The sequence below is a fragment of the Pseudomonas fluorescens genome (genome assembly GCF_900636825.1).
In the GTDB taxonomy this organism is placed as follows: domain Bacteria; phylum Pseudomonadota; class Gammaproteobacteria; order Pseudomonadales; family Pseudomonadaceae; genus Aquipseudomonas; species Aquipseudomonas fluorescens_BG.
The window spans coordinates 166675-189961 of record NZ_LR134318.1; the positions used below are offsets into that span (position 1 = coordinate 166675).

Here is a 23287-nt window from a genome sequence, read left to right on the forward strand (position 1 = left end):
TTTCAACTGCTAAAGAGTGTCGAGCGTGGAATCAGAAGTCAGTCGAGTTCAACTCAGCCATGATCCACGCGCGTTGCACGACGATCCGTTGCTGGATGGTCTGCTCGCCTTGTGCATGCTGCACCAGAAACCCGCCAGCGCGGCGATGCTGACCACCGGCCTGCCGCTGCCCAAGCAACGCCTGAGTGTCGAGTTGCTGCCGCGCGCAGCGGCGCGGGCCGGTCTGCAAGGTCGGGTGTTGCAGCGCAAGCTCGAAGAAATTCCGGCGATTGCCATGCCCGCGCTGTTGCTGCTCAAGGATGGCCGCAGCGCTGTTCTGCTCGGCTGGCAGGGTGAAAACGATGCGCGGGTGCTACTGAGCGAGAGCGATGGCGGCGAATCGGTGGTCAGTCGTGAGCTGCTGGCCGACGACTACATCGGCAAAGTGTTCTTCGCCCAGCCGCAGCATAAATTCGACGTCAACCACGGCACGCTGATCCCCCGGGCGCGCTCGTGGTTTCGCGACACCCTCAAGCGTTCACGCTGGCTCTATGCCGATGCGATCGCTGCCAGTTTCCTGATCAACATCATCGCCATGGCCGCCCCGCTGTTCGTGATGAACGTCTACGACCGCGTGGTGCCGAACCAGGCCGAAGCGACCCTGTGGGTGCTGGCGCTGGGCATCACCGGCGCATACATTTTCGACCTGATCCTTAAAAGCCTGCGCAGCCTGTGCCTGGATCTGGCGGGGAAGAAAACCGACCTGATCATCTCTGCCACGTTGTTCGAGCGTATCGTCGGCATGGCGATGAAATACCGCCCGGCGCGGGTCGGCAGCTTTGCGCAGAACATCCATGAATTTCAGAGCCTGCGCGACTTCCTCGCCTCGCTGACCCTGACCAGCCTGATCGACCTGCCATTCACGATTTTGATCTTCATCGTGATCGCCATCCTCGGCGGGCATCTGGTGTGGATTCCGGTGTTGGCCTTCCCGATTGCCCTGCTGATCGGCTACGCCTTGCAGAAGCCACTGATCGCGACCATGGAACGCACCATGGCGCTGGGCGCCGAGCGCCAGTCGAGCCTGATCGAAACCCTCGCCGGCCTCGATGCGGTCAAGGTCAACAACGCCGAAAGCGAGCGTCAGTATCAGTGGGAGCAGACCATCGGCACCCTCAGCCGTCTCGAGCTGCGAGTGAAAATGCTCTCCGGTCTGGCGATGAACATCACTTTGCTGATGCAGCAATTGGCCGGGGTGATCATGATCGTCTTCGGCGTGTATCAGATCATCGCCGGCAACCTGAGCATGGGCGGGCTGATCGCCTGCTACATGCTCAGCGGCCGCGCCCTGAGTCCGCTGGCGTCGCTGTCCGGTCTGCTCACTCGCTATCAACAGGCGCGGGTGACCATGACCTCGGTTGACCAGATGATGGAGCTGCCGCAGGAGCGTAATTTCGAAGAGCGCCCATTGAGCCGCAAGGTCTTGCAAGGCGCCATCGAATGCCGCCAGCTCAGCTTCACCTACCCGGACCAGCAGCACCCGGCGCTGAAGAACATCAACCTGGTGATCCGTCCCGGCGAGAAAATCGGCATCATCGGCCGCAGCGGTTCGGGCAAGAGTTCGCTGGCGAAACTGCTGGTGGGCCTGTATCAACCGGATGACGGTGCGTTGTTGGTCGACGGTGTGGATATCCGGCAGATCGACGTCAGCGAACTGCGCTACAACATCGGCTATGTGCCGCAGGATATCCAACTGCTGTCCGGCACCCTGCGTGACAATCTGGTTTCCGGCGCGCGTTATGTTGAAGACGAACTGGTGCTGCAAGCCGCCGAGCTGGCCGGTGTCCACGAATTCGCCCGTCTGCATCCGCAAGGCTACGAACTGCAGGTCGGCGAGCGCGGGCAGAACCTCTCTGGCGGGCAGCGCCAGAACGTTGCGTTGGCGCGGGCGCTGCTGCTCAACCCGCCCATCCTGTTGATGGACGAGCCGACCAGCGCGATGGACAACACCGGCGAAGAACGCCTCAAGCAACGCCTCGCCGCGGTGATCGAAAACAAGACCGTGGTGCTGGTCACGCACCGGGCATCGCTGTTGTCGCTGGTTGATCGTCTGCTGGTGATCGACCGCGGGCAGATTCTCGCCGACGGCCCGAAAGCCGCCGTGATGGAAGCGTTGAAGAAGGGGCAGATCAGTGTTGCTTAAGTCTGGTGTCAAGGAATCGATCCGTCGCTACTTCAAGGGTTCCGCTTCGCTGCAGGGCCAGCCGCTGCCAGAGGTCAACAAGGCGCTGATCGAAGACGCTCCGCGCGTCGTGCGCCTGACCATTTGGGGCATCATCGGCTTTTTTCTGTTCCTCATGCTCTGGGCCAACTTCGCTGTGATCGACGAAGTGACCAAGGGCGACGGCAAGGCGATCCCGTCGTCAAAGATCCAGAAAATCCAGAACCTCGAAGGCGGGATCGTCTCCGAGTTGTTCGTCAAAGAAGGGCAGATTGTCGAGGTCGGCGCACCGCTGATTCGCCTCGACGATACGCGTTTCGCCTCCAACGTCGGCGAGACCGAAGCTGATCGACTGTCGATGCTGCTGCGCGTCGAGCGTCTGAGCGCGGAAGTCGATGACCGGCCGCTGAATTTCCCCGAGGACGTGCTCAAAGCCGTGCCGGGCCAGGCGAAAAGCGAAGAATCGCTGTACATCAGCCGCCGTCAGCAACTGCATGACGAGATCGGCGGCCTGCAGGAGCAGTTGATCCAGCGTCAGCAAGAGCTGCGTGAGTTCAGCTCCAAGCAGGCGCAATACCGTCAGCAACTCGGTTTGCAGCGTCAGGAAATCAACATGTCCGAGCCGCTGGTGGCGCAGGGCGCGGTTTCGCCGGTGGAAGTCTTGCGCCTCAAGCGTGCTGAAGTGGAAACCCGTGGTCAGCTCGACGCGACGACGCTGGCAATCCCCCGTGCCGAATCAGCGATCAAGGAAGTGCAGCGCAAGATCGACGAGACGCGGGGCAAATTCCGCAGCGAAGCGCTGACCCAGCTTAACGAAGCGCGCACCGATCTGAACAAGGCCCAGGCCACTGGCAAAGCGCTGGAAGATCGCGTCAGCCGTACGTTGGTGACCTCGCCGGTGCGTGGCATTGTCAATAAATTGCTGGTCAATACCATCGGCGGCGTGATCCAGCCGGGGAGTGACATGGTCGAAATCGTGCCGCTGGATGACACCCTGCTGGTCGAAGCGAAAATCCGGCCGCAGGACATCGCCTTCCTGCATCCGGGGCAGGAAGCGATCGTCAAGTTCACCGCGTATGACTACACCATTTATGGCGGGCTGAAAGCGCAGCTGGAGCAGATCGGCGCGGACACCATTACCGACGAAGACAAGAAAACCACTTACTACGTGATCAAGGTGCGCACTGAGCGCAGCCATTTGGGCACCGATGAGAAGCCGCTGCTGATCATTCCGGGCATGGTTGCCTCGGTGGACATCATCACCGGCAAGAAGTCGGTGTTGAGCTATTTGCTCAAGCCAATCATCCGAGCGCGGGCCGAGGCGTTGCACGAGCGCTGAACACCCAATAACCCTGTAGGAGCTGCCGAGTGAAACGAGGCTGCGATCTTTTGATCTTGTTATTCAAAATCAAAAGATCGCAGCGTGCCGCAGCTCCTACAGGGGTGCCTTATAAACGTGGGTAAGTGCCCGAAACCGTCAATCGCCCTCCCTCACCATTCGCCATATCGTTATTCATTAACGGTATTTAATTTCCAATTCTTATAGCTTTAAAGTCACCCACCTGCGTACCTGCCGACCAATCGGCGCGCCGCACGACCTGAACCAACACGCAATCCAGCGTGAGTGTCTGATCGACGAGCGCGCCCGTGAGCGCGCCGTGCGTGGGAGATTGAAAGATGTCCGCAGCTACTGCCACCTCAAGCGCCGCGACCGCCGCGCCGCAATTCTTTGAAATTAAACCGTTCAGCGGTGCCGTCGGCGCCGAAATCGTTGGCCTCGACCTGAGTCGACCGGTCAATGATCAGGACTTTGCGCGCATTCATCGCGCGCATCTCGACCACCACGTTGTGGTCTTCCGTGACCAGCAGATTACTCCGCAACAGCAAATCGCCTTCAGTCGTCGCTTCGGCGTGCTGCAGATCCACGTCCTCAAGCAATTCCTGCTGGCCGATCACCCGGAAATTCTCATCGTTTCCAACATCGTCGAGAATGGCCAAAACATCGGTCTCGGTGACGCCGGCAAGTTCTGGCATTCCGATCTCTCCTACAAGGAACTGCCGAGTCTCGGCTCGATGTTGCATGCGCAAGAGCTGCCGTCCGAGGGCGGCGACACGCTGTTCGCTGACATGCACAAAGCCTGGGACGATCTGCCCGAAGCCCTGCGCAAGGCGGTCGAAGGACGCTTCGCCGCGCATTCCTACACGGCGCGCTATAGCGAAACCAAATTCGAAGGCAACTGGCGCCCGACGTTGACGCCGGAACAACTCGCTCAGGTTGCCGAAGTGGTGCATCCGGTGGTGCGCACTCACCCGGAAAACGGTCGCAAGGCGCTGTTTGTCAGCGAAGGCTTCACCACGCGCATCGTCGGTTTGCCCGAAGACGAAAGCCGCCAGTTACTCGCCGAGTTGTACGCCCACAGCGTGCTGCCACAAAACATCTACCGCCATCAGTGGCAGCCCCACGATCTGGTGTTCTGGGACAACCGCTCGCTGATCCACCTTGCCGCCGGCTGCCCCGCGCACCTGCGCCGCAAGCTGTATCGCACGACCATTCAGGGCGACGCGCCTTTCTGATTTGCCGGAGATCGACCATGAACGCCTCTTTGCCAGGCCACGCGGCCAGCAACCCGATCGCCCGCAGCGAAGCGTTGCTGGCCGTCGATCACGTCAGCCTCGAATACCGCACGCCGCAACGCGTAGTGCGCGCCACACATCAGATCAGTTTTGAAATCGATCCCGCCGATCGTTACGTCCTGCTTGGCCCGTCCGGTTGCGGTAAGTCGACCCTGCTGAAAGCGGTCGCCGGTTTTATCAAACCGTGTGAAGGCGAGATCCGCCTGCAAGGCCAGCGCATCGATGCGCCGGGGCCGGACCGCATTGTGGTGTTCCAAGAATTCGATCAGCTGCCGCCGTGGAAAACCGTGAAGCAGAACGTGATGTTTCCGCTGCTGGCCTCGCGCACCTTGAACAAGAAAGACGCCGAACAACGCGCGCTGCACTATCTGGAAAAGGTCGGACTGGCGGCGTTTGCCGATGCCTATACGCACACCCTGTCTGGCGGCATGAAGGCGCGGGTAGCGATTGCCCGGGCGTTGGCGATGCAGCCGAAAATCCTGCTGATGGACGAGCCGTTCGCCGCACTCGATGCGCTGACCCGACGCAAGATGCAGGAAGAATTGCTGCTGCTCTGGGAAGAGGTGCGCTTCACCTTGCTGTTCGTCACACATTCGATTGAAGAAGCCCTCGTGGTTGGCAATCGCATCCTGTTGCTGTCGCCGCATCCGGGCCGGGTGCGCGCCGAAGTGCACAGCCATCAGTACGATCTGCACAGCCTTGGTGGTGTGGCGTTTCAGGAATCGGCACGGCGCATTCATCGTCTGTTGTTCGATGAAGGCCCGTCGCCGGAAGCCCAACGTGATCATGACTTCAACGATATTCGCATCGCCTATTGAACGGCCGAGAGGACTACCCGATGAGCCATTCATCATCTGTGCGTGAAGAATTCGAAATCGTGCTTGAGCCGCTGACCGAAGTGCCGGTCGAGCGCGAGCTATCGCTCGGCACGCGGCTGTGGCAACAGGGCTGGCTGCGCAAAAGCCTGATCCTGATTGTGCTCGCGATCATTTGGGAAGTGGTTGCGCGGATCCAGAACAATGACCTGATGCTGCCGAGTTTTCTGCAAACCAGCCATGCGCTGTTCGATGGCCTGCTGAGCGGCGAGTTGTTGGCCAAGGTGTGGATATCGCTGGTGGTGCTGATCAAGGGGTATCTGATCGGCATCGTCCTCGCGTTTGCCCTGACGACGCTGGCGGTGTCGACGCAGTTGGGGCGTGATTTGCTAAGCACGATGACTTCGATGTTCAACCCTTTGCCGGCGATCGCCCTGCTGCCGCTGGCACTGTTGTGGTTTGGCCTGGGCCAGAACAGCCTTATTTTCGTGCTGGTGCATTCGGTGCTGTGGGCATTGGCGTTGAACACCTATGCCGGGTTTCTCGGCGTCTCGGAAACCCTGCGCATGGCCGGGCGCAACTATGGGCTCAAGGGCTTGCGATTGGTGCTGTTCATTCTGATCCCGGCGGCGCTGCCGTCGATTCTCGCGGGTTTGAAGATTGGCTGGGCGTTTGCCTGGCGCACGCTGATCGCTGCCGAATTGGTCTTTGGTGCGACCAGCGGCAAGGGTGGATTGGGTTGGTACATCTTTCAGAATCGCAACGAGTTGTATACCGACAAGGTTTTTGCCGGGTTGGCGGTGGTGATTCTGATTGGTCTGCTGGTGGAAAATCTGGTGTTTGACACCCTTGAACGTGTGACGGTGAAGCGGTGGGGTATGCAGCGCTGACCTGAAAAAGATCGCAGCCTTCGGCAGCTCCTACAGGAAGTTGCATTCCAATGTAGGAGCTGCCGAAGGCTGCGATCTTTTGATCTGCTAGCATGCGCCTGGATCAATCCAGATCAGCAAAGAGTGCTCGCAATGCAACTCCCCGACATGAATCTTCTGGTGGCCCTCGATGCCTTGCTCGATGAGGGCAGTGTGGTCGGCGCGGCGCGGCGGATGAACCTCAGCCCGGCGGCCATGAGCCGAACGCTGACGCGGATTCGCGAAGCCATCGGCGATCCGATCCTGGTCCGGGCCGGTCGCGGTCTGGTACCGACCCCCAAAGCCCTTGAATTGCGCGAACAGGTGCGGGACTTGGTCGAGCAGGCGGCGCTGCTGTTTCGCTCAGCCGACACCGTTGAGCTGGGCTCGTTGCGACGACGTTTCAGCATCCGCGCCAATGATTTTTTCGTCGGCGTCTACGGCGGAAAACTGTTCGATACGCTCGACCAACTCGCCCCGCATTGCGAACTGCGTTTTGTCCCGGAAGGCGACGGTGACGACGAGGCGCTGCGTGAAGGGCGCATCGACTTGAGCGTCAGTAACACCCGGCCGGTCACACCGGAAGTGAAGGTTCAGAATCTCTTCGCTACGCACTTCGTTGGGCTGGTGCGGGAAGACCACCCGCTGCTCGACGGCGAGATCACGGCCGAGCGTTACGCCGGGTTTTCTCACATCAGCATGTCACGCCGTGGCATCGCTCGCGGTCCCATCGATACCGCATTGAATGCGCTGGGCCTGGAGCGCCGGGTGGCGGTGATTGCCCCGAGTTTTCACGCCGCGATGTTCGCCCTGCCGGACTCCGACCTGATCCTGCCGGTGCCCAAGGAAGCGCTGCTGAGTGTGCGACGGTTGGGCCTGAAGCTGCGCTCATTCGACCTGCCGATTCCGCTGCCCACGCTGATGTTGACTCAGGCCTGGCATCCGCGCTTCGACAAGGATCCGGCGCATCGCTGGCTGCGCGAAACGCTCAAGAGCTGTTGCGATGAAACGTGGCTGGCGGCGCAGCCTTGAAAAATCAAAAGATCGCAGCCTTCGGCAGCTCCTGCACTGGAATGCATTTCCCCTGTAGGAGCTGCCGAAGGCTGCGATCCTCTGTTTCCCATAGTTGTGTCTGACGCACTTATAACCTGTCAATAAGTCAATTTTCGTCAGCATCCAGTCTCACTAAAATGCTCCGGTATTTCTCACCCCCGGAGTTTCCCATGACATCCCTGACGGTCACGGCGCCCCTTGCCGCGATCAACCCGGCGACGGCGTCCACGCCACCGGTGTTCGGGGCGCGGATCATCATTGGTCTGGTCGGCGTGCTGTTGGCCGTGCTGGTCTCGGGCCTCAACGAGATGGTCACCAAAGTCGCGCTCGCCGACATTCGCGGCGCACTGCACATCGGTTACGACGAAGGCACCTGGCTCGTCGCCAGTTATACCGCGACGTCGGTCGCGGCCATGGCCTTCGCGCCGTGGTGCTCGGTGACCTTCTCCTTGCGTCGCTTCACTTTGAGTGCGATCAGCGTGTTCACTCTACTCGGCGTGTTGTGCCCGTTCGCCCCGAACTACGAAAGCCTGTTGCTGATGCGCACCCTGCAAGGCCTGGCCGGCGGTGCGTTGCCACCGATGCTGATGACGGTTGCGCTGCGGTTCTTGCCGGCAAACATCAAGCTTTACGGTCTTGCCGGTTATGCGCTGACCGCAACGTTCGGCCCTGGCCTCGGCACACCCCTGGCCGGTCTGTGGACCGAATACGTCGGCTGGCAATGGACGTTCTGGCAAATCATCGTGCCGTGCCTGATCGCCATGGCTGCCGTGGCGTATGGCTTGCCGCAGGATCCGCTGCGACTGGAGCGGCTCAAGTCGTTCAACTGGAAAGGCCTGCTGCTGGGCTTCCCGGCGATCTGCATGCTGGTGATCGGTCTGTTGCAGGGCAATCGGCTGGACTGGTTCGAATCGCGGCTGATCTGCGGATTGCTCGGCGCCGGTTCGCTGTTGCTGGTGGCGTTTCTGATTAACGAGTGGTCGCAGCCAATTCCGTTTTTCAAATTGCAGATGCTCGGCATCCGCAACCTGTTGTTCGCGTTGATCACTCTGGCTGGCGTGCTGATTGTGCTGCTGGCGGTGGTGCTGATTCCGTCGAGCTATCTGGCGCAAGTGCAGGGTTATCGCCCGGCGCAAACCGCGCCGATCATGCTCATCGCCGCGTTGCCGCAGTTGCTTGCGCTGCCGTTGGTGGCGGCGCTGTGCAACTTGCGTTGGGTCGATTGCCGCTGGGTGCTTGGCATCGGCCTGGGCATGTTGGCGCTGTCGTGTCTCGGTGGATCGCACCTGACATCGGCGTGGATTCGCGACGATTTCTACGTGTTGCAGTGGTTGCAGATTTTCGGCCAGCCAATGGCGGTGTTGCCATTGCTGATGTTGTCGACCGGCAGTATCACGCCGATGGAAGGGCCATTCGCTTCGGCGTGGTTCAACACCGTCAAGGGCCTGTCCGCGGTGGTCGCCACCGGAGTGATTGAAGCGCTGACCACTTCGCGCCTGCATTTCCATTCGACGATGTTGGTCGACGCGCTGGGTAATTCGCCGCTGGCCGATCACGGCGATCCGGGCCTCGCCCATCGCTTGCACGAGCAGGCGGTGGTGCTGACTTCTGCCGATCTCTATGTGTGCATGGCCGGCGTCGCGGTGGCGTTGATCCTGCTGATTTTCTGGCTGCCGACGCGGATCTATCCGCCGCGCGCACCGACCTGATAGCTGTATGAAACAGAAGGCTTTTATGACGACTCAAGCAAAGCAAAAACTCGCGGTGGCCGTGGCGGCCGCGCTGGCCGTTGGCGTGCTGGTGTATCTGGCGATGCCCGGACTATTCGGCAAACGCACCGAGCAAACCACCAACGATGCCTTCGTCTCGGCCGATTACACGCTCGTTGTGCCGCGCGTGGCCGGGTTCATCAAGCAAGTGCTGGTGGAAGACAATCAGCAGGTCAAAGCGGGGCAGTTGCTGGCGCTGATCGATGATCGCGATTTGCGCGCCGCGGCCGAGGCGGCGGATGCGCAAACGCTGGTCGCGCGGGCGCAATTGCAGAATGCCAACGCGACTCTGGAACGTCAGGCTTCGCTGATTGCTCAGGCGCAGGCGTCGGTGGTGTCAGCCAAAGCTGAAATGGCCTTCGCTCAGCAGGAATTGAATCGCTACAACCACTTGGCAGGCGTCGGCGCCGGCACTGTGCAGAACGCCCAGCAGGCGCGAACCCGCATCGACCAGGCTTCGGCGCGTCTCGACACCGCGACGGCGAAACTGGCGGCCGAACGCAAGCAAGTCGAAATTCTCACGGCCCAGCGCAACGCCGCCGAAGGCAATCTCAAACACGCGCAGGCGGCGCTGGAAATCGCCAGTTTCAACCTGTCTTACACGCGCATCACCGCGCCGCAGGACGGCATGATCGGCGAGCGTGCGGTGCGCGTCGGCGCCTACGTCACGCCGGGTAGCAAACTGTTGGCGGTGGTGCCGTTGCAGCAGGCTTATGTGGTCGCCAACTTTCAGGAAACCCAGTTGACCGACGTGCAGCCTGGGCAGGATGTGCAAGTGCGGGTCGACAGCCTCGGCGGCGAAGCCTTGAGCGGCCGCGTTGAAAGCATCGCACCGGCGACCGGCGTGACGTTCGCAGCGGTCAAACCCGATAACGCGACGGGCAACTTCACCAAAGTGGTGCAGCGGATTCCGGTGAAGATCGTGCTCCAGCCTGGCCAGCCACTGGCTGAGCGCTTGCGGGTGGGGATGTCGGTGGAGGCGAGTATTGATACCGCGAGTTCGGCAGCGCCCGGCCGCGAGGTGACGCAGCGATGATCGGTGTTGAATCGTCTGGCCTCATCGCTGGCAAGCCAGCTCCCACAGGGGGCATTGGCAGGCTGAACCGTTTTGCACAACCTGCACCATCCTTGTGGGAGCTGGCTTGCCAGCGATGGGGGCATTGGCAGCAACTCACCCTGAGTGCCTTGCTTGCAGTCAGCCTCAGCGCTTGTACCGTCGGCCCAGACTTCCAGAAACCCGGAGCCACTCAACCTGCCGACTGGGCGAAACCGGCCCAATCCACCCCCAGCCAAGCCGTCAGCGAGCCCCTGAATGAACGGTGGTGGGAAACCTTTCGAGACCCGCAGCTTTCCGCCCTCACTCAACGCGCGGCAAAGAACAATCTCGATCTGCAACTGGCCAGCAGCCGCCTGCAACAAAGTCGCGCCGCCCGTCAGGTAATCACCGCCGAGCGCTACCCGAACACCGCAGCCACTGGCAGCTACGGGCGCAAACGCAACAGCGGCGATGGCCTGAACGATCCGTCCGGGCACAACGGCGATTCGGCATTCAACCTGTGGGATGCCGGTTTCTCGGCCTCGTGGGAGCTGGACTTCTGGGGACGCGTGCGCCGCGAGACCGAAGCCGCCGATGCCAATCTCGAAGTCGCCGAAAACGACCGGCGCGGGGCGTTGCTGACAGTACTTGCCGACACCGCGCAAAACTACATTCAGTTGCGCGGCGTGCAGAACACCCGCGCCGTCACTCAACAGAACCTCGATGTCGCGCGGCACAGTCTGAAGCTTTCGCAGCTGCGGCTGGCCGATGGCGTGGCGACTGATCTCGACGTCGCCGAAGCCGCCGCGCAAGTCGCCGCCATCGAAGCACGGCTGCCGGCGCTCGAGCAGCGTCAGGCGCAATTGATCAACGCGATCAGTCTGCTGATGGGCGAACCACCGCAGGCGCTGGCTCAAGCGTTATCCCCGGATGCCGCAGTGCCGCAGTCTCCGTTGCGAGTCGCCATTGGCCTGCCGTCGGAACTGGCCGAACGGCGTCCGGATATTCGTCAGGCCGAAGCGCGCCTGCATGCCGCCACCGCCAACATCGGCGTGGCCAAGGGCGATTTCTATCCGCGCATCACCTTGTCCGGCAACCTCGGTTCGCAGGCCATGCAACTCAGCGATTTCGGTTCCTGGGGTTCGCGTGCGTTTGGCATTGGCCCACAGTTCAGCTTGCCGTTGTTCGACGGCGGACGCCTGCGCGGCATGCTGCAACTGCGTGAAGCCCAGCAACAGGAAGCGGCCATTGCCTACCAGCAAACGGTGCTGCGGGCCTGGCATGAAATCGACGACCAACTGACCGCCTACAACGCCAGCCAGCGCCGCCGCGACAGCCTCGCCGAAGCCGTGCGCCAGAATCAGATCGCGCTGCGCACCGCGCAGCAGCAGTACGTCGAAGGCGTAGTCGATTTCGTCAACGTCCTCACCGTGCAGAGCGCGCTGCTGGCGACGCAAGAGCAGTGGGTGGAAAGCTCCACCGGCGTTTCCCTGGCGATGGTCGGGTTGTACAAAGCGTTGGGCGGCGGATGGCAGTCGGTTTATCCAGCGGCGCAACTGGCCGCAGGCTCGCAGGACGTCGCGAAACCCTGAACTGACAGCGGCGGCTATGATCAACTCCACTGAAGCAGGCGGCGTAACGTCGCGCCTGAGTTCCAGAGGAGTTGCATCATGGAAAAGCCGCAGCACAGCCTTCCGGCCCTGTTCAAACAACTCGGCCTCGCTGATGACCCGATCAGCATCGACCAATTCATCGCCAGCCATTCCCCGCTCAAGCCGGAATTGCATCTGGCCGACGCGTTTTTCTGGACGCAAAGTCAGGCGCAGCTTTTGCGCGACGAAATTTTGGAAGACGCGGATTGGGCGAATGTGGTGGATCGGTTGGATGTGATGTTGCGTAAGGGGCGGGCGGTGTGATCATTGCGAATTTGCAGTCACGTCTGACGCCAAGGTTGTCCAAGTGGCATAAATAGACCAAAAATCACGCCCTAATTAGAGGTTCTTATTATGCAAAGCGTTCTCGCCGATATGGCTGTCAGTGTCTCTGAACTAAAGAAAAATCCTACCGCCGTGTTGAACGGTGCACACGGGGGGCCGTCGCTGTCCTCAACCACAATCGCGTCATGGGTTATATGGTGCCGGCCGAAGTTTACGAAGCGATGATGGAGCGGCTTGATGATCTTGAGCTGGCTGACATCGTTCGTTCGCGCCCCCACGAAACGCCCATTTCGGTAAGCCTGGATGACTTATAAGCTTGAGTTTCTGCCGTCTGCGCACAAACGGGATATATCGTTTGGCATGAGGTGCAGCGTGTAAAAAAAATTGCGGGAAAAGGCTCAGATGTAAAAAAAACCTGCTTACTGTAAAAAAAACTTCGTTTTGTCCCTCGAAGTAGATTTTTTCTACGGAAAATTACAATCCGACTCGTGGGTACGCCTCCCTCCGTGACGCTCTCTGGTTGACGTATTTCTCCCATACGCATTTGGATGATCGTGTCTGTCGATCCAAACACCTTCCCACAGCGTGTCCTTCATTCGGCCAAGCGCGGCAGATTTGTTTCAAAACTTGACTGAAATTCCCCTCCAGTGCGATATTGATAGTTAGCAAACTAACAGTGTCCGTTTTCCCGTGTCCGATTCCCTCGACAATCTCCAGATGAACATCAGCAGCGCCATGGTGGTGGCCGCCCGGCATTGGCGGAAGATCTGCCAGACCACGCTGGTCAATTATGGAATTTCCGAAGCCTGCGCCGTTCCATTATTGATGATCGGCCGTTTGGGCGAGGGGGTGCGCCAAGTGCAGGTGGCGCAGGCGGCCGGGATGGAAAGTCCGTCGCTGGTGCGTCTGCTCGATCAGTTGTGCCATGCCGGTTATGTCTGCCGCACCGAAGATGCCCAGGACCGGCGCGCCAAGTGCTTGAGCCTGACCGATACCGGCCGTGAGCTGGTGCAGGCGGTCGAAGTCGAGCTGGTGCGTTTGCGTCGCGAGGTGCTTGAAGGCATCGATCAGTCCGATCTGGAAGCTACGCTTCGAGTACTCAGAGCTTTTGAGGCGGCCAATCCGCCTGTGGTGGTTAATCCTTGAACGGTTTTTTCACTGGCATTCCGCCGGCCCGCGATTGGTTTTACGGGGTTCGAACTTTTGCAGCGTCGATGATTGCGCTGTACATCGCCTTGCTCATGCAAATGCCGCGTCCGTATTGGGCGATGGCTACGGTGTACATCGTCTCCAGCCCGTTTCTCGGCCCGACCAGTTCCAAGGCGCTCTACCGCGCGGCAGGCACTTTTCTTGGCGCCGCGGCGGCGGTGCTGTTCGTGCCGATGTTCGTGCAGAGCCCGTATGTGCTGGTGGTGGTCGTCGCCTTGTGGACCGGGATCCTGCTTTTTATGTCCCTGCATTTACGCACGGCCAATAGCTACGCTCTGATGCTGGCCGGTTACACCTTGCCGCTGATTGCCCTGCCGGTGGTCGATAATCCGCTGGCGGTGTGGGATGTGGCCGAGGCGCGCACGGAAGAGATTTTCCTTGGCATCGTGGTCGCCGCAGTGGTTGGTGCGATGTTCTGGCCACGGCGGCTGGCGCCGGTGTTCAACGATGCAGTGAGCAAGTGGTTCGCCGACGCAACCAGCTATAGCCTGAAGTTTCTCAGCCGCGATGTGCAGCCGGAAGAAGTCACCGCACTGCGCATGGCCATGGTCGCCAATTTCAACAGCCTCGAATTGATGATCGGCCAGCTGCCGCACGAAGGCGCGCGGCCGCAGACCGTGCGCAACACCAAGGAATTGCGTGGCCGGATGATTCATCTGTTGCCAGTGATCGATGCGCTTGAAGATTCGCTGTATGCGCTCGAACGCCGCACGCCAGAGCTGGTGGAAAAATTTCAGCCGCTGCTGACGGCAACTCGCGAATGGCTCGGGCATGCAGACGCGGATCTCGATCGCTGGCAAGCACTGAGACATCCACTCGACGCGCTGCAACCCAGCGCCGAAGCACTGGAAGATCGCAGGCAGCTGCTATTTTCCAACGCGATTTACCGCCTCGGCGAATTCATCGATTTGTGGCAGGACTGCCGTAGCCTGCAGGATGCGATTCTGTGCGAGCGCCAGGACAGCTGGCGCGCGGTGTATCGGCACTGGCGCCTTGGTCGTTTGACGCCGTTTATCGATCGCGGGCTGATGCTGTATTCGGTGGCCTCAACCATTCTGGCGATCATCGTCGCGTCGGTGTTATGGATCCTGCTCGGCTGGCCGGATGGCGGCAGCGCAGTGATTCTGGCGGCAGTGGCGTGCAGCTTCTTCGCCTCGATGGACGACCCGGCGCCGCAGATCTACCGGTTCTTTTTCTGGACCGGCATGTCGGTGCTGTTCGCCAGTCTGTATCTGTTTTTGATCCTGCCCAACCTGCACGATTTCCCGATGCTGGTGCTGGCGTTTTCCATCCCGTTCATCTGCGTCGGGACGCTGACCGTGCAGCCGCGTTTCTACCTCGGCATGCTACTGACGCTGGTCAACACCTCGTCGTTCATCAGCATTCAGGGCGCTTACGATGCGGATTTTTTCGCCTTCGTGAACTCCAACCTCGCCGGACCGCTGGGGCTGTTGTTTGCCTTCATCTGGACGCTGGTGGCGCGGCCATTCGGCGCTGAACTGGCGGCCAAGCGCCTGACCCGATTCAGCTGGGAAGACATCGTCAGCATGACCGAGCCGGCCAGCCTCGCCGAGCATCGACAGTTGGGCGTGCAGTTGCTTGATCGGCTGATGCAGCACCTGCCGCGTCTGGCCTTGACCGGTCAGGACACCGGCATCGCGATGCGCGAAGTGCGTGTCGGTCTGAATATGCTCGACTTGCTCGCCTACACGCCGCGAGTGACGGGGGCTCCGAACGCCTTGCTCCAGCAAGTGGTGGCCGAAGTCGGAGAGTATTTCCGCGCTTGCCTCAAGTCTGGCGAACGCTTGCCGGCGCCGAGCGGTCTGCTGATGACGCTGGACCGTACCCGCCGTGCTCTTAACGGCCACGGCGACGATGAAACCCGTCTGCACCTGTTGCACGCTTTGAGCGGTTTGCGTCTGGCCTTGCTGCCCGGCGTCGAATTCGTCTCCAGCGCCGAGCCCGAAGAACCGCTGCCCGATGGAGCGCCCCTATGATCGGTGATCTGGACATCAGCGGTATTTTCCTGCCGACCCTGCTGGTGCTGATGGGCATTACTTATGTGCTGTTTGTGTTGGTGCATGGCGTGCTCCAGCGCCTGCACTTTTACCGTCTGGTCTGGCACCGGGCATTGTTCAACGTGGCCCTCTACGCGGTACTGCTGTACGGCGTGGACTCACTCAGTCGATACCTGATGACATGAAAAAACCGTTTTTGACCATCGGTCGCGTGGTGCTGACCCTGCTGATCGTGACTTTTGCCGTTGTCCTCGTCTGGCGCATGGTGATGTATTACATGTTCGCGCCGTGGACCCGCGACGGCCACATCCGCGCCGACATCATCCAGATCGCCCCGGACGTGTCCGGATTGATCCAGCAGGTCGAGGTGAAGGACAACCAGTTGATCAAGCGTGGTCAGGTGTTGTTCAGCATCGACCAGGATCGCTTCAAGCTCGCCCTGCGTCAGGCCAAGGCCGCCGTCGCCGATCGCGAAGAAACCCTTGCTCAGGCGCAGCGCGAAGCCAAGCGTAACCGTGGCCTCGGCAACCTGGTGCCGGCCGAGCAATTGGAAGAAAGCCAATCGCGGGTGGCCCGTGCGCAATCGGCGCTGGCCGAAGCGTTGGTAGCGGTGGACAGCGCGCAGCTCAACCTCGATCGCTCGGTGATCCGCAGCCCGGTGGACGGCTACGTCAACGACCGCGCGCCGCGTCCGCAGGAATTCGTCACCGCCGGGCGTCCGGTTTTGTCGGTGGTCGATAGCAATTCCTTCCACATTGACGGCTATTTCGAAGAAACCAAACTCGACGGCATTCACGTCGGGCAATCGGTGGACATACGCGTGATTGGTGACCGCGCCAGATTGCGCGGGCATGTCGAAAGCATCGTCGCCGGTATCGAAGACCGCGACCGCACCAGCGGCAGCAATCTGCTGCCCAACGTCAACCCGGCGTTCAGCTGGGTGCGCCTGGCGCAGCGAATTCCGGTGCGCATCGCCTTCGACGAGGTGCCGGCCGACTTCCGCATGATTGCCGGGCGTACAGCGACGGTGTCGATCATCGACGATCAGCATGAGGAGCCCCAGCCATGAGCAGGGCGTTGTTGATCGCCGGGTTGGGCGTGATGCTCTCGGCCTGTCAGATGGTCGGTCCGGACTATCAGGTCCCGGCGGACGCGGCGGTACAGCGCAAGGATATTCAGGGCGAATTGGCGGTGGCCGGCAAACCGGTGGTCTCGGCGCCGGTGCCGACAGACTGGTGGCGACTGTATAAAGACCCGCGCCTCGATCAACTGGTGCAGCAGGCCATGGCTTCCAACACCGATCTGCGCGTGGCAGCGGCGAACCTGTCACGGGCGCGTGCTCAGGTAGATGAAGCCGAAGCCGCCGGAGGCTGGAGCGGCGGGGTGAAGATGGGCGCCGAGCGGTTACAGGAATCCGGTCAGGCGTTCCTGCTGCCGGAAAAAGTCCCGGTGGCCAACATCGCCGATATCGGCATCAGCGCGTCGTATCAGTTCGACCTGTGGGGCACTTTGCAGCGCGGCATCGAGGCGGCCAAGGCCAACGCCGATGCGACTCAGGCCGCCGCCGACACCGCGCGCATCACTTTGGTGGCGGACGTGGTACGCGCATACACCCAGGTTTGCGCTGCCAACGAAGAGCGCGAAATCGCCGAGCATTCCCTTGATCTGCAATCGCAAAGCACCAAGCTGATCCAGCGCCTGCGCGACGCCGGGCGTGGCGACGAAACCCAGGTCACTCGTTCGCAAACCCAGTTCAAATCCTTGCGCGCCGATCTGCCGCGTTATGAAGCAGCGCGTCAGGCCGGGCTGTTCCGCCTGTCGATGTTGCTGGCAAAACCGGTCGATCAATTGCCGGCGGGCACGGCCAGCTGCGCCGAATTGCCGAAGATCGCGCAACTGGTGCCGGTCGGTGACGGTGCCGCTCTGCTCAAACGGCGCCCGGATATTCGCCAGGCCGAACGGCGTCTTGCAGCGGCAACCGCTGGCATCGGCATCGCCACCGGCGAGCTGTACCCGGACATCAGCATTGGCGCGACCATCGGCACGGTCGGCATCATCGATGACCTCGGCGATCCGTCAACCAACCGTTGGGGCTTTGGTCCGTCGCTGAGCTGGAAAGTCCCGACCAATGGTGCCCGTGCGCGCATTCGTGAAGCCGAAGCCAATACCCAGGGTGCACTGGCGCATTTCGACGGCGTGGTACTTAACGCCATCCGCGAGACCCAGACCGGTCTGGCCCAATACAGCGCACTGCTGCAACGCCGCGATGCCCTGGCCGAAGCCGAGCAGTCCGCAAAGCTTGCCGCCGAGCAGACGCACCGCTTCTTCCAGGCCGGCCGCGAGTCGTTTCTCGCTGACCTGCAAGCAACCCGCACCTACACCGATGTCACCGCGCAACTGGCCGCCGCCAATACTCAGGTCGCGATGAGCCAGATCGATTTGTTCCTTGCCCTTGGCGGTGGCTGGGAAAGCGGACGAACGAACACCTCGCACGCCAGCAAACCCTGAAGCCGTTGCTATGCTTTGAAGTGTTGGAGGGCGCCCCATGCCAAGCGCTCCTCCAATGCACATTGCTCGTGCTGGCCCAGGGGAAACCAATAATGAAGAACCCTTACGCTCTCGGCTTCTGGTGCGCTCTGGTCGCGCTGGTGCTGCTCTCGGCCACGTATTTCTACGGGATCATGCTGGCGCACCAGATCGACACGGCGATGATCTTTCTCGACAGCGCCGTCGCGCTGATTGCGGTCATGGCGATCGTTGTCGTCGCCTGGGCCTCGGTGCAAGTGCAACGGGTCAAGAAGCGCCAACTGGAACGAGGCAAGATCCTGGTGCTGATCTGGGACACCAAAGTGGCCCTGCGCCGGGTCGAAACCGTCTTTGACCGGTATTTCTGGGGGAGCTATTGGCAACCGGGACGAACGTTCGCCGAAGTCATGGGCGAGCTGACCGGTACACCGCTGGAAAAAAGTCTCGAAGCGCTGAAAAAGCAGTGTCTGGAACTCGACAAGCAGATTGATGACGAGGGCTGGCATTGGCTCAACAACGCCCGCGAACTGTCGGATGTCGCCACGGCCATGGCCCGTGAACGCTATCAGCTGGATTTTTGCGATGTGCGCGCGGACTCGGCGGGCGGGGCAGTGATCGACCGGGATTTTGAAGTGCTGGTTTACACCTGGACCGCGCGGCTGAAGACTTTTGATCATCAGCTGGATGAGATCGAGGTTCAGTATTCCTGAACAGCAAAAGATCGCAGCCTGCGGCAGCTCCTACAATGGAACGCGTTTCCCTGTAGGAGCTGCCGCAGGCTGCGATCTTTTTGCTTTCCCGAGTGTCCATAGACACTCTTTAACCTTTAAACACTGGGCCCTCGTCGGCGCCCGGTGCTAATCTCCACCGCTGAATTGCGCACAGTCGAGCCGCGACCCGCTCTCGGGTTCAAGGAAGACGACCACCCCCACAGCCACGGAAATCGATCAGGTCATTCATGAATAAATCAGCAGGCGTGCTTCTCGGAATTGTTGTTGCCATCGGCGCGATCAGCGCAGGCGGGGCCTGGTACACCGGGACCAAGATCGAAGGCGTGTTGAACAATGCGGTCAGCAACGCCAACAAAGAACTGCAAACCGCCATGGCCGGCTCCAACGGCACTGCGTCGCTGGAGCTGGTATCGCTCGAGCGCCACACCTTCACCAGCACCGCCCATTATCGCCTCAAGGGCGAAGGCGAGATGTTCGGCGAAGGGCCAGTCGAGCTGCTGTTTGTCGACCATATCGAACACGGCCCGCTGCCCTTCTCGCGCCTGGTCTCGCTGAAATGGCTGCCGGTCATGGCCACCAGCAATTACGAGCTGGAAAAGAGCCCGGCCACCGAAAAATGGTTCGCCGCCACCAAAGGCGCGGCGCCGCTCAAAGGCGTGACCAACATCGGCTACGACGAATCCACCACCAGCACCCTCGATCTGCTGCCGTTCGAAACCGCGCTTGATGAACAGTCGAACCTGAAATTCTCCGGCCTGACCATGGATATCTCCGCCAGCGCCCAGGCGCAAAAGGTCAAAGCCAACGGTTACATGGACAACTTGAAACTGAGCACTGTGGCCGAAGATCAGACACCGGTTCAGGTCGAGCTCAATGGCCTGACCCTGGCCAGCAACCTCGCCAAGAGCAGCTACGGCTATTACACCGGCGAAAATACTCTGGAGCTGACCAACAGCAAAACCACTTTCGGGCCTAAACAATCGGTGCTCGGTGTGAAGAACTTCGAAATGAAGAACCTCACCGAAGAAAACGGCAGTAACGCTTCCGGTCGCGCCGATTACAAGGTTGGCGAAGTCAGCCTCAACGACAAGAAAATCGGTTCGGCGAACATGGCCATGAGCCTGAAGAACCTCGACATCCCGTCGACCATGTCGCTGATGCAGATCTACCAGACCAAGTTGCAGCCATACGAAAAAGCCGCTGCCGAAGCCGCCGCTCAAGGTTTGCCGGCGCCGGAACTGAACCTGACTGAAGCGGAAAATGCCCAAGTCAAAGCCGATCTGCAGAAACTGTTGGCCGCCGGCCCGCAAATCGCGCTGGAAAACCTGTCGTTCAACACCGCCAACGGCGAAAGTCGCGCCAATCTGGTGATTGATCTGACCAAGCCGCAGTCGCTGGATCTGCCGCCGGATCAACTGGGCAAACAGTTGGTCGCGTTGCTCGACCTGAATATCCAGGTGTCCAAGCCGATGCTGGTCGATCTGCTCAGTGTCCAGGCGCAACTGGATGGCCAGACCGATGCCAAAGCCATCGTTGATCAGTCCAAGGAAGCCGCCGACATGTTCGCCGGCATGGCCGTCGGCTCGCAATTGGCCGTGGCCGATGGCACCAACGTTGTGACCAAGCTGCATTACGCGGCCAATCAGGTCGAATTCAACGGCCAGAAAATGACCGTTGAGCAGTTCGTCGGCTTCCTGATGAGCAAGTTTGCGGGTGTCACCCAAGTGCAATAATTCGCGGCGCTCCAGCAGAACGCCCGGCCCCTGTGTGAACAGGCGCCGGGCGTTTTGCTGTACGAGATTTGTACAGACGTGACGATTCTGAATAATTATTGCGATGTGCAAATTCGACCACCCTTGCGTGCAGACTGCCTCACCAAGCTTGGCCGAGGGCTGTCATCGTCGGCCACCGTTACGAATGGGCAAGGAGGGCATTGCGACCCGGCTGGCCATGTAAGGATGCTGACGAAATGCCGCGTATTGATGGTCCTGTATTACATCGTGGTTTGCGCCCGTTGTTCCGATTCGCCCTGTGCAGCCAGTTGCTTTGGCCGCTTGTGGCATTGGCCGACACCCCTTACGACGAAATGGTCCGCGATGCCCGCGCCGGGCATTACACGCCTGCGCTGACGGTTTTGCGCCAAGTGCCGCCGGGACAGGCGAGCGACGGACAGATCAGCGATCACCTGCAAATCGCCAGTTGGGCCGGGCTTGATGCAGAAGTGGTCAAGGTTTATGAAACCCAGGGCCGCGACCGCGCCTTGCCGGTTCAAGCGCTGACCGCCACGGCACGCGCTTATCGCAATCTCAAGCGCTGGGATCAGGCCACGCAGGTCTACAACAAAGCGCTGGCGCTGGAGCCGGACAATGCCGACCTGCAACTGGGTCTGGCGCTGACCCAGGCCGACGCCGGCAAACCTGATCAGGCAGTGAGCCGCGCCCAGGCGCTGGTGGCAGCCAAACCCGATGATCCCTCGCGTCGCCTCGCCCTGGGCTATGCGCTCGGCCGAGCCGGTAAACAGTACGACGCGTTGTTCGAATTCGACCAAGCGTTTATCCGCGCCGGCAACAAACCGGAAGTGGCCCGCGAATACGTGGTCGCGCTGCAAAAGGCCCGTCTGCCCGAGCCGGCCCTGCGTCTGGCGAGCCAACGTCCCGGCCTGATCGATCCGGTGACCCTGCGTCGCCTTGAAGGCGATCTTGCTGCCGAGCGTGTGCGCCTTGCCGAACTGGCCACCCGCAGCGAAAAAGAGCGTTACGTGATTGCCGACCGGGCATTGGCCGATTACGACAAGCTGCTCGCCACCTGGACTCCGGACGCTACCGCGCACGACGACGTGACCCGCTGGCGCATCGACCGCATGGGCGCGCTCAGGGCCCGCGCGCGCACTGCCGATGTCATCCGCGAATACGAAATATTGCAGGCTGAAGGCGTGCAGATTCCGACTTACGCCCGGCGCTGGGTCGCTGCCTCGTATCTGGATCAGCGTGAGCCGGAAATCGCCACGGATCTCTATCGCCAGGTGCTTTCTGCGCCGGACGCCGATGTCGGTGATCGCCTCGAAGACACCACCGCGCTGTACTACTCGCTGCTGGAAAGTGACCGCGCCGACGAGGCGCGCAAAGTTGCCGAAGAGGCAGCCAAAGCCCAGCGGCCGCGGGTCGAACTCAAAGGACTGCCGGTCGGCAACCCCAACGATGAGTGGATGGACGCGCAACAACTGGCGGCCCAGGCCGGCACTTACAGCGCTGACCTGCCCCACGGCGAAGAGCGCTTGCAGGCGCTGGTCGAACAGGCGCCGGGCAACCTCGGTTTGCGTCTCGCTCAGGCTGATTTGTACCTTGCCCGCGAATGGCCGCGCCGTGCCGAAAGCCAACTCAAGGAAAGCGAAAGCATGGCCCCGCGCGACGCCGGTCTGGAAGTCGCTCAGGCGCGCACGGCGATGCAATTGCAGGAATGGCGGCAGAACGATGCGCTGGTCGACGATGTGGTCGCGCGTTTTCCGGACAACCGCCAGGTGCAGCGTTTGGCCCGTGAACGCGAAGTCCACGACATGGCCGAACTGCGCGTCGAAGCCTATGGCGGCAAAGCCAACGGTGGCGGCAGCGGTGATGCCGGTGCGGTCAGCGGCAGCCGTGACTTCGGTATCCAGAGCACCGTTTACAGCCCGCCGATCAACGAAGACTGGCGCGTTTTCGCCGGTGCCGGTTATGCCACCGGTGATTTCGCCGAAGGCACCGGCCACCATCGCTTTCAACGTGTCGGCCTGGAACGGCGCACGCGGGACATGACCCTCGAAGCCGAAGTGTCGAATCACGACTACGGTTTTGGCGACAAGCAGGGCGCACGCTTGGCGATAGCCCGCGACATCAACGATCACTGGCAGTACGGCGGCAGCCTCGAATATCTCTCGGCGGAAACGCCGTTGCGTGCGCTCAACAGCGACATCAAGGCCAATGGCGGCAGCGCGTTCCTGCGCTGGCGCGCCAATGAAAGCCGCGAATGGCGGGTGTCGGTCAGCCCGTCGCATTTCAGCGATGGCAACAACCGCGTCGAAGCCTTGCTGACCGGGCGCGAGGGTATCTACAGCGCGCCGAACATCCAGGTCGATGCCGGTCTGGAAGTCGGTACCAGTCACAACTCCAAGTCTGACGACGTGCCGTACTTCAACCCGAAGTCGGACTTCAGCGTGATGCCGCTGATCAACGCCAACCACGTGCTCTATCACCGTTACGAAACCTCCTGGAGCCAGCAATTCCAGGCCGGCGCCGGCACTTACAGCCAACGCGACCACGGCACCGGCGGCATGGCATTGCTCGGTTATGGCCAACGGTATGCCTGGAACGACGTGTTCGATGTGGGCGGCATGCTCAGTGTGATCAACCGGCCTTACGACGGTGATCGGGAAACTGATCTGCGTCTGCTCGTCGACCTCACTTTCCGCTTCTAGA

18 protein-coding genes and 1 pseudogene are annotated in these 23287 nt (G+C 60.8%); all 19 read left to right on the forward strand.

Going from position 1 to position 23287, the window contains the following annotated elements; all coding sequences use genetic code 11:
- Positions 1-25: 25 nt before the first annotated feature.
- The 19 genes and pseudogenes from EL257_RS00755 (at position 26) to pgaA (ending at position 23286) form a co-directional block, all read left to right on the forward strand.
- The gene (locus EL257_RS00755) at positions 26-2182 is read left to right on the forward strand and encodes a type I secretion system permease/ATPase (RefSeq protein ID WP_126358938.1); all 2157 of its coding nucleotides are present in this window, start codon (positions 26-28) and stop codon (positions 2180-2182) included.
- The gene (locus tag EL257_RS00760) at positions 2172-3539 is read left to right on the forward strand and encodes an HlyD family type I secretion periplasmic adaptor subunit (RefSeq protein ID WP_126358940.1); all 1368 of its coding nucleotides are present in this window, start codon (positions 2172-2174) and stop codon (positions 3537-3539) included. Before EL257_RS00755 ends, EL257_RS00760 begins: the two co-directional genes overlap by 11 nt.
- Positions 3540-3877: 338 nt before the next feature.
- Positions 3878-4774: a TauD/TfdA dioxygenase family protein gene (locus EL257_RS00765; protein WP_126358941.1), complete on the forward strand. Its 897-nt coding sequence runs from the start codon at positions 3878-3880 to the stop codon at positions 4772-4774.
- Positions 4775-4791: 17 nt separating this feature from the next.
- The gene (locus EL257_RS00770; RefSeq protein WP_126358943.1) at positions 4792-5652 is read left to right on the forward strand and encodes an ABC transporter ATP-binding protein; all 861 of its coding nucleotides are present in this window, start codon (positions 4792-4794) and stop codon (positions 5650-5652) included.
- Positions 5653-5672: 20 nt separating this feature from the next.
- Complete coding sequence (locus tag EL257_RS00775) at positions 5673-6539, forward strand: ABC transporter permease (RefSeq protein WP_126358945.1); 867 nt, start codon at positions 5673-5675, stop codon at positions 6537-6539.
- Between the two features lie 132 nt (positions 6540-6671).
- Positions 6672-7589 (forward strand): LysR family transcriptional regulator, encoded by a 918-nt coding sequence (locus tag EL257_RS00780; RefSeq protein WP_126358947.1) that lies wholly within the window; start codon positions 6672-6674, stop codon positions 7587-7589.
- 191 nt (positions 7590-7780) lie between these two features.
- Positions 7781-9319, forward strand: coding sequence for an MFS transporter (locus tag EL257_RS00785; RefSeq protein WP_126358949.1), 1539 nt, complete (start codon positions 7781-7783; stop codon positions 9317-9319).
- Between the two features lie 25 nt (positions 9320-9344).
- On the forward strand, positions 9345-10415 hold the full coding sequence (locus tag EL257_RS00790; protein ID WP_126358951.1) for an HlyD family secretion protein: 1071 nt from the start codon (positions 9345-9347) through the stop codon (positions 10413-10415).
- Positions 10412-12007 (forward strand): efflux transporter outer membrane subunit, encoded by a 1596-nt coding sequence (locus tag EL257_RS00795; protein WP_172604438.1) that lies wholly within the window; start codon positions 10412-10414, stop codon positions 12005-12007. The genes EL257_RS00790 and EL257_RS00795 overlap by 4 nt, the downstream gene beginning before the upstream one ends.
- Positions 12008-12085: 78 nt before the next feature.
- Positions 12086-12331 (forward strand): DUF2789 domain-containing protein, encoded by a 246-nt coding sequence (locus EL257_RS00800; protein WP_126358953.1) that lies wholly within the window; start codon positions 12086-12088, stop codon positions 12329-12331.
- A gap of 90 nt (positions 12332-12421) precedes the next feature.
- Positions 12422-12666 (forward strand): annotated as a pseudogene (locus EL257_RS00805) (type II toxin-antitoxin system Phd/YefM family antitoxin).
- A gap of 403 nt (positions 12667-13069) precedes the next feature.
- Positions 13070-13498 (forward strand): MarR family winged helix-turn-helix transcriptional regulator, encoded by a 429-nt coding sequence (locus EL257_RS00810; protein WP_126367959.1) that lies wholly within the window; start codon positions 13070-13072, stop codon positions 13496-13498.
- Positions 13495-15558, forward strand: coding sequence for an FUSC family protein (locus tag EL257_RS00815; protein ID WP_126358955.1), 2064 nt, complete (start codon positions 13495-13497; stop codon positions 15556-15558). The genes EL257_RS00810 and EL257_RS00815 overlap by 4 nt, the downstream gene beginning before the upstream one ends.
- Positions 15555-15764, forward strand: a complete 210-nt coding sequence (locus EL257_RS00820) for a DUF1656 domain-containing protein (RefSeq protein ID WP_126358957.1) — start codon at positions 15555-15557, stop codon at positions 15762-15764. The genes EL257_RS00815 and EL257_RS00820 overlap by 4 nt, the downstream gene beginning before the upstream one ends.
- The gene (locus tag EL257_RS00825) at positions 15761-16648 is read left to right on the forward strand and encodes an HlyD family secretion protein (RefSeq protein ID WP_016772263.1); all 888 of its coding nucleotides are present in this window, start codon (positions 15761-15763) and stop codon (positions 16646-16648) included. Before EL257_RS00820 ends, EL257_RS00825 begins: the two co-directional genes overlap by 4 nt.
- Entirely contained in the window at positions 16645-18087 is a 1443-nt protein-coding gene (locus tag EL257_RS00830; protein WP_126358959.1) for an efflux transporter outer membrane subunit, read from the forward strand. Before EL257_RS00825 ends, EL257_RS00830 begins: the two co-directional genes overlap by 4 nt.
- A gap of 92 nt (positions 18088-18179) precedes the next feature.
- Positions 18180-18815: an NADH:ubiquinone oxidoreductase subunit N gene (locus tag EL257_RS00835; protein WP_126358961.1), complete on the forward strand. Its 636-nt coding sequence runs from the start codon at positions 18180-18182 to the stop codon at positions 18813-18815.
- Between the two features lie 248 nt (positions 18816-19063).
- Complete coding sequence (locus EL257_RS00840; protein ID WP_126358963.1) at positions 19064-20569, forward strand: YdgA family protein; 1506 nt, start codon at positions 19064-19066, stop codon at positions 20567-20569.
- A 236-nt stretch (positions 20570-20805) separates the two neighbouring features.
- Positions 20806-23286 (forward strand): poly-beta-1,6 N-acetyl-D-glucosamine export porin PgaA, encoded by a 2481-nt coding sequence (pgaA, locus tag EL257_RS00845; RefSeq protein WP_126358965.1) that lies wholly within the window; start codon positions 20806-20808, stop codon positions 23284-23286.
- Position 23287 lies beyond the last annotated feature (1 nt).

Excerpts from the sequence above, each read along its gene's own strand:
- EL257_RS00790 (WP_126358951.1), top strand. The coding sequence starts at position 9,345 with ATGACGACTCAAGCAAAGCAAAAACTCGCGGTGGCCGTGGCGGCCGCG.
- EL257_RS00810 (WP_126367959.1), top strand. The coding sequence starts at position 13,070 with ATGAACATCAGCAGCGCCATGGTGGTGGCCGCCCGGCATTGGCGGAAG.
- EL257_RS00825 (WP_016772263.1), top strand. The coding sequence starts at position 15,761 with ATGAAAAAACCGTTTTTGACCATCGGTCGCGTGGTGCTGACCCTGCTG.
- EL257_RS00820 (WP_126358957.1), top strand. The coding sequence starts at position 15,555 with ATGATCGGTGATCTGGACATCAGCGGTATTTTCCTGCCGACCCTGCTG.
- EL257_RS00835 (WP_126358961.1), top strand. The coding sequence starts at position 18,180 with ATGAAGAACCCTTACGCTCTCGGCTTCTGGTGCGCTCTGGTCGCGCTG.
- EL257_RS00765 (WP_126358941.1), top strand. The coding sequence starts at position 3,878 with ATGTCCGCAGCTACTGCCACCTCAAGCGCCGCGACCGCCGCGCCGCAA.
- EL257_RS00830 (WP_126358959.1), top strand. The coding sequence starts at position 16,645 with ATGAGCAGGGCGTTGTTGATCGCCGGGTTGGGCGTGATGCTCTCGGCC.
- EL257_RS00770 (WP_126358943.1), top strand. The coding sequence starts at position 4,792 with ATGAACGCCTCTTTGCCAGGCCACGCGGCCAGCAACCCGATCGCCCGC.
- EL257_RS00795 (WP_172604438.1), top strand. The coding sequence starts at position 10,412 with ATGATCGGTGTTGAATCGTCTGGCCTCATCGCTGGCAAGCCAGCTCCC.
- EL257_RS00780 (WP_126358947.1), top strand. The coding sequence starts at position 6,672 with ATGCAACTCCCCGACATGAATCTTCTGGTGGCCCTCGATGCCTTGCTC.
- EL257_RS00785 (WP_126358949.1), top strand. The coding sequence starts at position 7,781 with ATGACATCCCTGACGGTCACGGCGCCCCTTGCCGCGATCAACCCGGCG.
- EL257_RS00800 (WP_126358953.1), top strand. The coding sequence starts at position 12,086 with ATGGAAAAGCCGCAGCACAGCCTTCCGGCCCTGTTCAAACAACTCGGC.
- EL257_RS00840 (WP_126358963.1), top strand. The coding sequence starts at position 19,064 with ATGAATAAATCAGCAGGCGTGCTTCTCGGAATTGTTGTTGCCATCGGC.
- pgaA (WP_126358965.1), top strand. The coding sequence starts at position 20,806 with ATGCCGCGTATTGATGGTCCTGTATTACATCGTGGTTTGCGCCCGTTG.
- EL257_RS00775 (WP_126358945.1), top strand. The coding sequence starts at position 5,673 with ATGAGCCATTCATCATCTGTGCGTGAAGAATTCGAAATCGTGCTTGAG.